Source organism: Hymenobacter puniceus (assembly GCF_014333525.1).
In the GTDB taxonomy this organism is placed as follows: Bacteria; Bacteroidota; Bacteroidia; order Cytophagales; family Hymenobacteraceae; genus Hymenobacter.
On sequence record NZ_JACSCX010000003.1, the window covers coordinates 50309 to 62736 of the forward strand.

The window sequence follows — 12428 nt, forward strand, 5'->3', positions numbered from 1 at the left end:
GAATAGTATCAGTAGCTTAAAAAGTATGGCGCTTTAAAGCCCATTGTGGCCCTGGCTGCAGTGTAACCCCCGAAAAAAATTATTGCCGCACCATATGAATGTGCGGAATGCCATCTTCGAGGTAGCCGTCGCCGACTTGCTTGAAACCGAAGCTCTCATAAAAGGCCTGCAGGTAGAGTTGCGCCCCAATCTGAATGGGCTGGGCCCCAAACAGCTGCTCTACCGCCCCAATTGCCTGCTGCAGCAGCTCGCGTCCCAGTCCATAGCGCCGAAACTTCGGGCTTACCACTACCCGCCCGATGCTGGCTTCGGGGTAGCTAATGCCCGCCCCGAACAGGCGGGCGTAGGCGGCCAGCTCGCCGGTTTCGGTGTAGCCCAGCAGGTGCGTGGCCGCCTGGTCCTGGCCGTCCAGGTCCTGAAAGGCGCAGGTTTGCTCCACCACAAATACCTCGCTGCGCAATTGCAGCAGGGCGTAGAGCTGAGGCACGGAAAGCAGGTCGAAGGGGAGGGTAGTCCAGGTGAGCGTCATGGCGCAAAGATAACGGCTCGGTCCGTTGCGGCCGGCTGACTGCGGTAGGTACATAATTTTTGTATTCCCTAACCGCCGTCCATGGGTCCCGTTTTAAAAAATGGCTTCCATTGGCAGGAAGTCTTTTTCCAACTGAAAACCCAAGATTATGAGAACGATACTTTTTGCTTTCGTGGCTGCAGCCTGCTTTCTGTTCACTGATTGCTCTACCAGCCGCGGCACCGGCGCCGCCATTGGCGGCGCGAGTGGGGCCGTAGTGGGTGGCGCCGTAGGCGGCACCGGCGGGGCCATATTGGGCGGCGCTGCCGGCGCCGTGGGCGGAGGCGTCATCGGCAACCGCCGCGACAAGAAAAAGGCTGAGCGGGCCGCGCAAGAAGAAGCTCGCCGCAACCAGCAGAACAACCTGTAGCCACGCGTTGCCCCGGTACTGAGCTGCTGGCCGCCAACCTCCAAGCAACCGCCCCGGCCCCTGAACGACAACTTCAGTGGCCAGGGCGGTTGTTTGTTTTAGCGGGCTATTGCCACCACCGCACCTGCGGCAGCAAACCCGCGCCAGGTGTCACGGGCTGACCTAATTCGGGCGTAGTGATGGGCAGCAGCAGGCGGCCGGCTTCGGCGGTGGCGCGGCGCACAGGCTCGTTCCAGGCATGGTTGGCTTCGGTGAAAGCTCCCCAGTGCACCGGCAGCAGCACCCGGCTCCGCACATCCAGCGTGGCCTGCACGGTCTGCTCAGGGCGCATATGAATCTGGGCCCACTGGTCGTCATACTGGCCACATTCCATCAAGGCCAGGTCGAAGGGGCCGTGCTGCTCACCAATGGCGCGGAAGTGCGGACCGTAGCCACCGTCGCCGCTGTAGAACACGCGCTGCGTTCCGGCTTTCAGCACCCAGGAGCTCCAGGAAGTGGAATTGCGGTTGGTGAGGCCGCGGCCCGAAAAATGGCGTGCTGGCGTGCTGACAATGGTGAGGCCGCCGGGCAGCTGCACCGAGTCGTTCCAGTCCAACTCGTGCACGCGGGCCGGTGCCACACCCCAGGCCAGCAGGTGCGCGCCTACGCCCAGCGGCACGTAGAAGCCGGCCACCTTGTCACGCAGCTTCCGGATGGTTTCGTAGTCGAGGTGGTCGTAGTGGTCGTGCGAAATCAGCACCGCATCAATGGCCGGCAGCTGCTCGGCCGTGATGGCCAGGCTGGGGTTGTAGCGCTTGGGCGTGACGAGCGGCAGCGGGCCCATTTTCACGCTCAGCATGGGGTCGAAGAGAATGTTTTTGCCGGCTATTTCCACCAAGCTGGCCGAGTGCCCGAACCAGGTGGCGCGCAGCAGCCCGGCCGGCTTGCGCACGATACTGAGCGAATCGAGCGGGCGGGTGGGCAGCGGAGCGGGCGGCTGTACGTTGGCGGGCTTGCTCCCGAATACGAATTTCCACAGCGCCGAAAACGTGCTGCCGCCGGTCATCAGTTCAGTGGGCACCAAGTTGCGGAACTCGCCATCCATGTAGTGCCCCGACTGCGCAAAGGCAGCCTTTTGAGCTTTGGTGGGCGAGCCGCCCAGCTGCGGGCTCAGGTTGGCGAAGGCCACGCCCGCCACCAGCAGCAGCGCCACAATACTGGCGGTCAGCCGCCCAATCAGTTTCCAGGAAATACGCATACGCACAGAATACGGGGAAGCGGCGCCCGTGGCCGCCAACTTGGTAGTCGGCCCAGACCGCTGGATACTTTAGCCGCCCCGAAGGTAGTAGCGCGGGCCCGCACCGCCGTACCCGGTCAGGCACGGAAATACGCCGCAAAAACGCCAGATTGCCGGTCTATGGCCAATACCACGTCGCAACATATTCTGCCCACGTCCGCCAATCTGCGGGGCTTTTGCCTGTTCGTCATCACGTCGCTGCACATCACCAACAGCGCCACCAGCAGCCTCATCGACGAGTTTACCTCGCTCATTGCGCTGCTGTTCGCCTTCTCGTGCCTGCTCTCGTTCCTCGCCATCCGAACTACCGACCGCGCCAAAGAGCAGCGGGCCGAGCGCCTCGCCGACTACCTGTTTCTGGCCGCGCTGGTAGGCATTGTGGGGATTATTCTGCTGCTGATTTTTCGGGTGATTCGGTAGGTGAGATGATAGATTCAACGAAACGTAAGCAGTTTTTGTCCGTTTTTCTAGCAGCCTTGGGCGCTGTCAGAATCATCTGGAACGAGATGCACGAGGATAAAATCTATGGGACTGTGCTGTATGCCGAAGACGACGATGAGGAACGGCAGGACTTTGTGTGGCACATGACAGAGGTGGCCGTACCATCAGAAAACGTCATGCGCCTCATTGAGTATCTGCGTGAAACCAAGCTGTTAGATGGGGACAAAATCATTATTCATCCAATCAATGAGTTGGCGCTGCCTTGCCTCAAACTGTCAGAGCGCAAACAAGCCCTCGAAGAGTTGTTTGAGGTTGAGGTTAGAATGCTAGATAATGGGGAGGAATCGGACAGCTATTTTATTCACTGTTGAGCAGCTCTCGAGTGTCTTCAAAGCTGTCGAAAACGATTTCCTCCCGGATTTCATCTGGCAAAACTCCGTTTTCAAGCAATGTTTCAACCACATCGCAGCGGTGGATACCGCAGTTCATCCGGTAGTAGATTAACCGCAAAGGATCCAGACAATGGCGAGTTTTATGCTTGCGGTAGATGCCGATGAAGCTAGTGGCTAAGTTCTCTATATCGTTTTCAGAGGTGGCTTGCCGGGCTAGTTGTACCAGAAGCTTATGGTCACCGGAGCGGTAGTGGTTGAGTAACAGATCAACATATAGATCAGGAGAAGCAGAAGTTGCCAAGGCTTGGAGGGCAAATTGCCGGATGGCAGGGGCTTTGAAAAACTGCAGAGCCTGAATGGCATCCTGTACGGGCCGGTCGTTACGGCGCGGGGGCTTTGCTGCTAGCCCCAGCAGGAGTTCGTAGCCGTGCAAATATTTCACGTGCCGAAATACCTGCAGATACTTGGCTTGGCGGGCGCTGTTGGTTTCCACCCGAAAAGCATCCGCCAGCTGCCGAACCTGTGTTTGTGTTAGCGCCTTGACAATGCGCGGATTCAGGCGTTGCTTGTTTTTGTTGGTGATGCTTTGCCGGATGAACTCAAAGCCGCGGGCCGGTGGCTTCTGCACCTGCCGTTGCCGGGTTTCCTGCACGGCACTCAAGTAGCGGGCAATGTGAGCGTTGTGCTGCGCTGCCTTCGCCAGTTCGGCTTCTACCTGTACGTCGGGGTTCTCTTCCTGTGCGTATTTCAGCAGCCATGTTTCTTCTGTTTCTTCCGGATCAGCAGCCAGCACTTGGCCGATTACCTCAGCGGCGCGCTTCATACCCTCCACGCCATCCAACAAAACAGCTTCGTAGGTACCTGTGCAGGCATATTCTGGTAAAGCTCCCAATGCCAGTCGTTCGTAAAAAGCTGCCCGCGCCTCCGGGTGGCCGGCCTGGGCCAGCAGCCGGGCTATTTCGAATAGCTGGTCAAGACCATGGGTATCTTCCTGCTGCGCCACTAGTTTCCGCAGTATCTGGTTGATGAGTTGCTGCTTATTGGTGGAAAGATTGACTAACTCCACGATGTACATACCCCGGCCTCTTTCGCACTGTGGGTCGTAGGCGTAGTTCGTGACGGCCGCTTTGAGAATGTCGAGTGAGAAATTCACATGTGGGTAGTCGCGCATCAGCAGGTGGGCCCGGCCGGTACCGCGCCGGATAGCATCCCGGAAGAGGCGTTTAATCTGGATGGTTTTCTGCATAAGCAACCGATAGGAATAATAAGGCGGTCAGCCAAAGTACGCCCTTCACGCTTCCCGACGCTTCATCCCCCTAATCCGACACTTCGGTAACGACAAGTTTCCTGGGCTGCGGCGGGTGCTCACTTTTGAGCATCACTTCGCCGCTACCCCCATGAAACGTCTGCTACTCGCGCTGCTGCTGCTCCTCGCCTCCGGCCTGCCTTTGCTGGCCCAGTCCGCCACCACGCTTTCCGGTACCGTCCGCGACGCGGCGGGGGGCGCGCTGCCGGGCGTGAACGTGTTTCTGCGCGGCACCTTCGATGGCGCCAGCACTGATTCGGTGGGCGCGTTTCGCTTTGACACCCAACAGACCGGGGCGGCCGTGCTGGTGCTGAGCTTGCTGGGCTACCAGCCGCAGGAGTTGCCTGTGGCCCTCAACGGCCAACCTTTACGGTTGGCCCTGAAGATGAAAGGCACGCCACACGCGCTAGGCTCGGTGGTCGTGACGGCCGGTGCTTTCGAGGCCAGCGACGAGCACCGCAGCGCCGCCCTCAACACCCGCGACGTGCAAACCACCGCCGGCGCCCTCGCCGACGTGGCCGCGGCCCTCAACACGCTGCCCGGCACCACCAAAGTAGGGGAGGAAGGCCAGCTATTTGTGCGCGGCGGGGCTGCCAACGAAACCAAAGTGTACCTCGATGGGCTGCTGGTGCAGAACTTTTACGCCGGCTCGGTGCCCGCAGTGCCGGCCCGCGGGCGGTTTGCGCCCACGCTGTTTCGGGGCACGGTGTTCAGCACCGGCGGCTACTCGGCGCTGTATGGGCAGGCGCTGTCGGGGGGGCTGCAGCTGAATTCCACCGATCTGGCCGCTGAAACGCAGACCGGCGTGTCAGTGTCGTCGGTGTTCGTGGGGGCCTCGCGCACCAAGCGCTGGGAGCGGACTTCGCTGGACTTCTCGGGAGACTACACCAACCTGACGCCCTACATGGGCTTGCTGCCACAGAACGTGGACTGGGTGCAGGCTCCGCGCGGCGGCAGCGGCTCCGTGAAGCTCAGCCACCGCACCGGCCAGGCCGGCATGTTGAAAGTGTACGGCACCTGGAGCGGGCAGCGCTTCGTCATCGGGCAGCCCAGCCCGGAGGCTGCCGGCCGCCAGCAGATAGCGCTGCAAAACCATAACGCCTACCTCAATACCACCTTCCGCAGCCCGCTGCGCCACGGCTGGAGCATCCAGACCGGCGTGGCCCTGAGCCAGGACGACAAAGATTTGCGGCCCGATACATTGCGTTTGCGCACCTTGGAGCAGACCATAGTGGGCCGCGTGGTGCTTACCAACGACTCAGTGGGTACCCGCTGGAATCTGAAGCTGGGCATGGAAGGCGTGGGTCAGCGCGTCACGCAAACCTATCAGCCGCAGGCGGCCGAGCCGCTGCGCTACCAAAGCAGCTTCACGGAGCAGCGCACGGCCGCTTTCGTGGAAACCGACTTCCAACTAACGGACCGGCTGGCGGGCCGGGCCGGCGGCCGCGCCGAGTACTCGGCGCTGCTGGGGCTGGCCAATGTGGCGCCGCGCCTGGCGCTGGCCTACCAAACCACCGCGCACAGCTCCGTGTCGGGGGCGTACGGCCGCTTCTACCAGACGCCCGACAACGCGCTGCTGCTGGTGCAGCCGGCACTGCGCTTCGAGGAGGCCACCCACGCCGTACTCACCTACCAGTACAACCACAACGGCCGCCTGCTGCAAACCGAAGCCTACCACAAAACCTACGCCCACCTCACCTGCTTCGACGGCCGTAACCCCCGCAACCCGGCTGCTTACTCCAACGACGGCACCGGCTACGCCCGCGGCCTCGACGTGCTGTGGCGCGACCGAAAAACGGTGAAAAACCTGGAATACTGGGTGAGCTACGGCCTGCTGGATACCCGCCGCCAGTACCGCCAAGACCCCATACTGGCTGTCCCCTCGTTTGCCTCGCGCCATAATGTGTCGGTGGTGGGCAAGTATTGGGTGCCGAAGCTGAATACGCTCATTGGGGCCACCTGGAGTTACGGCAGCCCCCGCCGCTACCACAATCCCAACCAAGACGGCTACAACCAGGGCGTGCTGCCCACCTACCAGGACCTGAGCCTGAACGCCAGCTACCTCACGCGCCTGTTTGGCCAGTTCACCATCGTGCACGTGTCGGCCTCCAACGTGCTGGCCCGCCCCAACGTCTTCGGCTACCGCTACGCCACCACGCCCGATGCTGCTACCGGCCAGTACCGGCGCGTGGCCGTCACGCCCACAGCCCCGCGCATGCTGTTCGTGGGCGTGTTCATCTCCATCAACAAGAAGAGCCCCGGCGACGTGAACGAGCGGCCGGAGTGACCTCACCCCCTAGCCCCCTCTCCAACTGATAGGGGGGACTAGCTCTAAAATTCAGTGCTGCAAAGTCGTCAGGCTCCCCCTTCTCCACGGGAGAAGGGGGCCGGGGGATGAGGCGAATAGCGCTAGAAGTTCCCCACCGACGCTTCATCCGCCAAATCCGACGCTTCGGTAACAGCAAGTTTCAGGGCCGCCCCGGGCCGCCCACCTTTGAATCACTCAATCACCACAAACCACTTTCCTGTCATGAAAAAGTCGCTGTTCACCTTCGCCCTCGTTGCCGCTTCCTTCGCCGCCACTGCGCAAACGGCCCCGGCGCCGGCCGCTGCCAAGCCCGCGGCTACCGCTGCCGCCACTAACGCCTACACCGACATGCTGACGGCCACCATCAAGGAGCTGATGAGCACCGGCGACATAGCCCAGCTCAAGCAGGCTGATGCCAAGCTGGAGCGCGCCGCGGCTGTCAACAGCAAAGACTGGCTGCCCCGCTACTACCAGGCCTACGCCCGCCTCATCGTTTGCTTCCAGAGCAAGGAAGACGGCGACACCAAAGACAAGTACCTCGACCAGGCCGAAGCCGCGCTAGCCCAGGCCCGCAAGCTGGGTGGCGACGAGTCGGAACTGCTGGTGCTGCAGGCCTACATTTACCAAGCCCGCCTGGGCGTGTCGCCGATGATGCGCTCCATGAAGTACTCGGGCATGGTGACGGCCACGCTGGAGCAGGCCAAGAAAGCTAACGCCGCCAACCCACGCATCTACCTGGTGCAGGCCAACAACGTGTACTACACGCCCGCCATGTTTGGGGGCGGCGCCGATGTAGCCAAGCCGCTGTATGAGGAAGCCAAAAAACGCTACGCCGCCTTCACGCCGACCTCCGGCATGGCTCCTAACTGGGGCGAGCGGCAGCTGCTGGGCCGCCTGAAAGCCTACGAAACGGCCTCGGCCAAATAAGCTTTGGTGTAGCTCCGCAGATAGTTGGCCCGTCCTTGTGCCGGCTATCTGCGGGGCATGTGGTATCTTTTCGCTTGAACTATCGGCCCGTGGGGCTTCTCTGAACTATGCTGGAATCTGCTCTTGCCGCGCAGCAGAAAGCCGCCGCCGCGCCGCCGGCCAGCCGGCATTTTGCTAATCTGGGCCAGTATTATCCGCACCGCAAGTGGCAGCTGATGCTGGGGCTGATGCTGGCTATTTCGCTGGTGCTGACATTTTCGTTCTGCTCTGACTGCCCGATTCTGAGCGAGGATTTTCTGGTTACCTTCGGCTACAACTTCTGCTATACTACCGGCCTGTGGCTGGCCAATGGCTACCCCAGCGAGTGGCTGAACCGCCGCGTGGATTGGACGGCGCACCCGCTGCGCCGCTTCCTGATTACGCTGCTGTTTTCGGTGGTGATGTCGCTGCTCGTTATTCTGCTTGTAACCGGCGGCTTTCTGGTGTTCTACCACCACCGGCCGCTTAGCTCACTCACCTGGCGGCCCTTTGTGATGCCACTGCTGATTACGGTGGTGGTGTCGCTGTTTATGCACAGCCGCTCGTTTCTGATGGGCTGGCGCGAGGCCGCCATCCGGGTGGAGCGGGTGGAAAAGGAAAACGCCGTGGCCCGCCTCGACTCGCTGCGCCGCCAGGTAGATCCACACTTCCTGTTCAACTCGCTGAACGCCCTGACTTCGCTCATCGAAGACCACGACCCGGTCCGCGCCACGCGCTTCGTGCGGCAGCTGGCCCAGGTCTACCGCTATGTGCTCGACTCGCAGGAGCAGGAAGTGGTGCCGCTGCGCGAGGAAATCCGGTTCGTGGAGTCCTACGTGTACCTGCAGCAAACCCGCCTCGGCGAGGGCCTGCAGGTGGACATAAGTTTGCCACCCGCCGCCGACCTGGACACGCTGCTGGTGCCCCCACTGGCCGTGCAGCTGCTGCTCGAAAACGCCCTTAAGCACAACGCCACCTCCCAGCGCGACCCGCTGCGCATCAGCATCACGCTGGACGCGGCAACCCGGCAGCTGGTGGTGCGCAACGCCCTGCGCCACCGCCGCGTGCCCGACGGCGAATCGACGGGCCTGGGCCTCACCAACCTGCAGGCCCGCTACGGCTTCCTTACCGGCCAGCCCGTCCGAATCGAGAAAACCGAAACCGAGTTCGTCGTGACGCTGCCGCTACTGGCCTTGCAGTGCCTGACCTAGACAAAACGCTATCAGCAACAATGAGACGCAAAGTATTGCGTCTCTACACCGCTCACTACTGCTTAAAACGGGCTTCGTCTATTTACTTTCGCTTATGCTCACACCGCTACGCGCCCTCATCATCGAAGACGAGCCTTTGGCGGCCAACCGCCTGATCGGGCTTTTGAACAAGCAACCCCAGCCCGTGGAGGTAGTGGGCACGGCCGAGTCGGTGGCGGAAGCGGAGGCGTTGCTGCGCACGGTGCAACCCGCGCCCGACGTGCTGTTTCTGGATATTCATTTGGCCGACGGACTCAGTTTCGAGCTGTTCGAGCGGCTGGAAATCCGCAGCCCGGTGGTCTTCACCACCGCCTACGACAAGTACGCGCTGCGGGCTTTCAAAGTGAACAGCGTCGACTACCTGCTCAAGCCCATTGATGCCGACGAACTGACGGCCGCGCTAGCCAAGCTGCACCGCCAGCGGGAGGCCGCTACGCCGCAGTTTGATGCGGCGCTGCTGGCGCGGGTACTGCAGCAGGTTCAGCCTGCCAAGGAATACAAAACGCGCTTCGTGGTGCGTGTAGGGGAGCACCTCAAGGCCATTCCGGTCGAACAGATTGCCTACTTCGCCAGCCTGGAAAAAGTGACGCTGCTGCACACCCGCGAAGGCCGCCGGTTTGTGGTCGACTACACCCTGGAGCAGCTCGAAGGCATGCTTGATCCGCTGGAATTCTTTCGCCTCAACCGCGCTTACCTAGCCCACGCCGAAGCCATTCACGACATCATCCACTACACCAACTCCCGCCTGCAAACCGTCCTCAAGCCTGCCCCGCCCGACAACGACACCGTGCTGGTAAGCCGCGAAAAAGTAAGCACGTTCAAGGCCTGGCTGGATCGGTGAGCTGGACTGTGGCAAAGGTGGCAAACAGCCAGAACAAGGTTGTTCTGTGGGTGGCGGCGGTTGTGTCTGCTCTGGGCCACCCACTACTGACGACGGTGGTCTTTGCCGCTTATGTGGCTTGGCGGCAGCTGCCGGCTTCGGTGGCGGCCTGGGTGGTGGGCAGCGTACTGGCCGTGGTCGTGCCGGTGGCTTTGTGGAGCTGGCGCCAGACGCGCCGGGGCGTGTTCACCAACTTTGATTTGTCGGAGCGGCGGCAGCGGCACACGTGGTACCCGGTACTACTGGGGCTGCTGGGTGTGGCGGCAGCGCTGCTGTGGCAACAACCGCAGGCTGGTGCGTTTCGGGCGGGACTGCTGGCGGCCTGGCTGCTGCTGGGGCTGTGCTACGGCATCAACGCCCGGCTGAAGGTGTCGCTGCACGCCGCCATGTCGTTTTTTCTGGCCTGCGCCATGTGGCAGTTAGCCGGGCCGGGCGCGGGGGTGGGGGCGCTGGTGCTGGCGGCGGCCATAGCCGCCTCACGCTGGGTGCTGGGGCGCCACACCGGGCCAGAGCTGGTGGTGGGTACCGCCGTGGGGCTGGCTGCCGGTGGCGGCTTGGCGTGGCTGCTGGCTGGATAGTAGTTTCTTGGGTTCGTTATTAGCCCAGCAGCTACTGGTGCCAAGAATCGACAACGAGCAGCAAACAGTGAAAAACGGACGCCTCACCCTTCCAGCCACTGCTTTAGGGCGTTGGCCTTTTCACGGCTTACCAGCACTTCTTCGCTGGGAGCGGGGTGCAGCTCTAGCAGCAGCTTGCCGTTGAAGTGCGGGTGCAGGCGCTGCACGGTGGGCAGCTGAGCCAGAAACTGGCGGTTGAGGCGGAAAAACTGGCGCGGGTCGAGCAGGCTTTCCAGCTGCTCCAGGGTGTAATCGACCACGAAGCGCCGGCCGTCCTGCGCTACCAGTGTAGTGGTTTCGTGGCGGCTCTGGAACCAGGCCACCTGAGCGGCGGGCAGCGGCAGCAGCTGCTCGCCGTGCCGCACCAGAAACCGGGTTTTGTAGGGCTGCGTAGGGCGCGGCAAACTGTCGAGGAGGCGCTCCAGACGCTGGGCTGGCTGGCTGGGGGCGGCAGCCGTGGCAGCAGCGGGCGTGCGCCATTCGCGCAGCTTGGCCAGCGCCGCCTGCAGCTCCAGCAGCTTCACCGGTTTCAGCAGATAATCCACGCTGTTGGCCCGAAAAGCCCGAATAGCATAGGCATCATACGCCGTGGTGAAGATAACCGGACTGCGCACCACTGCTTGCTCGAACACCTCTAGGCTGAGGCCGTCGGCCAGCTGAATGTCGCTCAGAATCAGGTCGGGGGCGGGGTTGTTGTCCAGCCACTGCAGCGCAGCGGCCACACTGTCGAGCACGGCCAGCACCTGCGCCTCGGGAGCCGCCTGCAGCAGCTGGCGCTGCAGCCGCTCGGCGGCCGGGTATTCGTCTTCGAGGAGCAGAACGGTCATATGGGGAAAATGAGGGATAAAATAGAACGTCATTCTGAGCGAGGCCGGAGGCGTAGTCGAAGAATCTCGCGTGCTGACGTTGGAATAGCAAACTAACGAAGCGGTAGAGATTCTTCGACTGCGGCTGCGCACCCTGGCTTGAAGCGCCACATGCTCAGAATGACAGTCTTTATTACCCCACCACATCATCACCCCTCCAACAACGGCAGCTGCACCCGAAACCAACCGTCGGCAGCCGTTACTGTCACTGGGTGCGGCGCTTGCAGCAGCTCGTAGCGGTGGCGCACGTTGCGCAGGCCGGTGCCGGTGCCGGTGCCGGGCGCGAGGCCGGCCGTGCGGGGGCGCAGGCTGTTTTCGACCACCAGAAACTGCTGCCCGGCATCCACCCCAATCCGCAACTCCAGCGGAAACTCCCGCGAAGCCACGTTGTGCTTGAGGGCGTTTTCTGCCAGCAGCTGCACGCTCAGGGGCGCCACCTGCCGGGTCCGGAGCGCGGCCGGCACGGTGGTCGTCACGCGTAGGTTGTCGCGGAAGCGGGTTTTGTGCAGCGCCAGGTAGGTATCCACAAATTCCAGCTCCTCGCTGAGCGGCACCGTCGTTTTTTCGCGGGCCAGCAGCACGTAGCGGTACACGTCGGCAAGCTGCTCCAGAAACTGCTGCGCCGCCTCATTTTCGGGCTCCACCAGCGCCGACAGCGTATTCAGGGAGTTGAACAGGAAGTGCGGATCAAGCTGACTTTGTAGGGCCTCGAGCTGACTTTGCACGCCGGCGCTTTGCAGCTGCTCGGCGCGGCGCAGGTTCTGCTTCCATTGCTGAAATAGGTGCCAGCTTTCATAAATCAGCTGCACCACTACCGTGGGCACCATGTTCAGCCCAAACTCCGACAGGTAGCCGTGCCCGGTGAGCTGCCCGCCCTGCGCCTTAGCTGCCAGCAGCCCAATACCCAGCGTCACCACGGCCGTGATGGATGTGTTGATACCGGCCAGCCACCACAGCCGCTGCGTCGTCTGCTCGACGCGTGGAAACCGCCGGAGCAGCAGGCGCCACAGCTGCCGGCCCGCCAGCCAGAACGTGGTAGTAATGCCCAGCGACACCACCCAGGCCCCCAGCGCTTCCGGCACGGAGCGCACCTGCAGCAGCCCCCGCGGCAGCAGCACCAGCAGGGCCAGCGTCGGGATGCCGAGCAGCAGAAACCACCGGTCGTTCAGGAAAGCGGCAGGACGTTCGGCGGGCAGCGGCATGCGGCAG

At 62.2% G+C, this 12428-nt stretch carries 13 protein-coding genes; 8 read left to right on the top strand and 5 right to left on the bottom strand.

The genetic code is table 11. From position 1 onward, the window contains the following. Positions 1-79: 79 nt before the first annotated feature. Positions 80-529 (bottom strand): GNAT family N-acetyltransferase, encoded by a 450-nt coding sequence (locus tag H8B14_RS08950; RefSeq protein WP_187315297.1) that lies wholly within the window; start codon positions 527-529, stop codon positions 80-82. A 148-nt stretch (positions 530-677) separates the two neighbouring features. Between H8B14_RS08950 and H8B14_RS08955 the strand changes: the two genes are divergently transcribed. Then, positions 678-938, top strand: coding sequence for a glycine zipper domain-containing protein (locus H8B14_RS08955; RefSeq protein ID WP_187315298.1), 261 nt, complete (start codon positions 678-680; stop codon positions 936-938). Between the two features lie 106 nt (positions 939-1044). On the opposite strand, the gene H8B14_RS08960 is transcribed toward H8B14_RS08955, so the two are convergent. Continuing rightward, positions 1045-2175, bottom strand: a complete 1131-nt coding sequence (locus H8B14_RS08960; protein WP_187315299.1) for an MBL fold metallo-hydrolase — start codon at positions 2173-2175, stop codon at positions 1045-1047. Between the two features lie 159 nt (positions 2176-2334). Here H8B14_RS08960 and H8B14_RS08965 point away from each other — a divergent pair, with 159 nt between their 5' ends. Further along, positions 2335-2634 (top strand): hypothetical protein, encoded by a 300-nt coding sequence (locus H8B14_RS08965; protein WP_187315300.1) that lies wholly within the window; start codon positions 2335-2337, stop codon positions 2632-2634. A gap of 35 nt (positions 2635-2669) precedes the next feature. Then, positions 2670-3026, top strand: a complete 357-nt coding sequence (locus H8B14_RS08970) for a hypothetical protein (protein WP_187315301.1) — start codon at positions 2670-2672, stop codon at positions 3024-3026. Here the strand turns inward: H8B14_RS08970 and H8B14_RS08975 are convergent. Beyond that, entirely contained in the window at positions 3013-4293 is a 1281-nt protein-coding gene (locus H8B14_RS08975; protein WP_187315302.1) for a hypothetical protein, read from the bottom strand. The genes H8B14_RS08970 and H8B14_RS08975 overlap by 14 nt on opposite strands. Positions 4294-4444: 151 nt before the next feature. On the opposite strand from H8B14_RS08975, the gene H8B14_RS08980 reads away from it, so the two are divergent. From H8B14_RS08980 to H8B14_RS09000, 5 genes are all read left to right on the top strand, one after another. Beyond that, a complete protein-coding gene (locus H8B14_RS08980) occupies positions 4445-6640 on the top strand; it encodes a TonB-dependent receptor (protein WP_187315303.1) in 2196 nt (731 codons plus the stop codon). A gap of 243 nt (positions 6641-6883) precedes the next feature. Next, complete coding sequence (locus tag H8B14_RS08985) at positions 6884-7588, top strand: hypothetical protein (protein WP_187315304.1); 705 nt, start codon at positions 6884-6886, stop codon at positions 7586-7588. A 107-nt stretch (positions 7589-7695) separates the two neighbouring features. Beyond that, the gene (locus tag H8B14_RS08990) at positions 7696-8817 is read left to right on the top strand and encodes a sensor histidine kinase (protein ID WP_187315305.1); all 1122 of its coding nucleotides are present in this window, start codon (positions 7696-7698) and stop codon (positions 8815-8817) included. A 94-nt stretch (positions 8818-8911) separates the two neighbouring features. Next, positions 8912-9697 carry a LytR/AlgR family response regulator transcription factor gene (locus tag H8B14_RS08995; RefSeq protein ID WP_187315306.1) on the top strand — a complete coding sequence of 262 codons (786 nt, stop codon included), beginning with the start codon at positions 8912-8914 and terminating at the stop codon, positions 9695-9697. Positions 9698-9759: 62 nt separating this feature from the next. Continuing rightward, a complete protein-coding gene (locus tag H8B14_RS09000; protein ID WP_187315307.1) occupies positions 9760-10314 on the top strand; it encodes a hypothetical protein in 555 nt (184 codons plus the stop codon). An 83-nt stretch (positions 10315-10397) separates the two neighbouring features. Here the strand turns inward: H8B14_RS09000 and H8B14_RS09005 are convergent, their stop codons facing one another. Further along, entirely contained in the window at positions 10398-11180 is a 783-nt protein-coding gene (locus tag H8B14_RS09005) for a LytR/AlgR family response regulator transcription factor (protein WP_187315308.1), read from the bottom strand. 188 nt (positions 11181-11368) lie between these two features. Then, entirely contained in the window at positions 11369-12421 is a 1053-nt protein-coding gene (locus H8B14_RS09010) for a sensor histidine kinase (RefSeq protein ID WP_187315309.1), read from the bottom strand. Positions 12422-12428: the final 7 nt, after the last annotated feature.

Coding starts and splice junctions, on each gene's coding strand:
- H8B14_RS09005 (WP_187315308.1), bottom strand. CDS start 11,180: ATGACCGTTCTGCTCCTCGAAGACGAATACCCGGCCGCCGAGCGGCTG.
- H8B14_RS08975 (WP_187315302.1), bottom strand. CDS start 4,293: ATGCAGAAAACCATCCAGATTAAACGCCTCTTCCGGGATGCTATCCGG.
- H8B14_RS09010 (WP_187315309.1), bottom strand. CDS start 12,421: ATGCCGCTGCCCGCCGAACGTCCTGCCGCTTTCCTGAACGACCGGTGG.
- H8B14_RS08990 (WP_187315305.1), top strand. CDS start 7,696: ATGCTGGAATCTGCTCTTGCCGCGCAGCAGAAAGCCGCCGCCGCGCCG.
- H8B14_RS08995 (WP_187315306.1), top strand. CDS start 8,912: ATGCTCACACCGCTACGCGCCCTCATCATCGAAGACGAGCCTTTGGCG.
- H8B14_RS08950 (WP_187315297.1), bottom strand. CDS start 529: ATGACGCTCACCTGGACTACCCTCCCCTTCGACCTGCTTTCCGTGCCT.
- H8B14_RS08965 (WP_187315300.1), top strand. CDS start 2,335: ATGGCCAATACCACGTCGCAACATATTCTGCCCACGTCCGCCAATCTG.
- H8B14_RS08980 (WP_187315303.1), top strand. CDS start 4,445: ATGAAACGTCTGCTACTCGCGCTGCTGCTGCTCCTCGCCTCCGGCCTG.
- H8B14_RS08955 (WP_187315298.1), top strand. CDS start 678: ATGAGAACGATACTTTTTGCTTTCGTGGCTGCAGCCTGCTTTCTGTTC.
- H8B14_RS08985 (WP_187315304.1), top strand. CDS start 6,884: ATGAAAAAGTCGCTGTTCACCTTCGCCCTCGTTGCCGCTTCCTTCGCC.
- H8B14_RS08960 (WP_187315299.1), bottom strand. CDS start 2,175: ATGCGTATTTCCTGGAAACTGATTGGGCGGCTGACCGCCAGTATTGTG.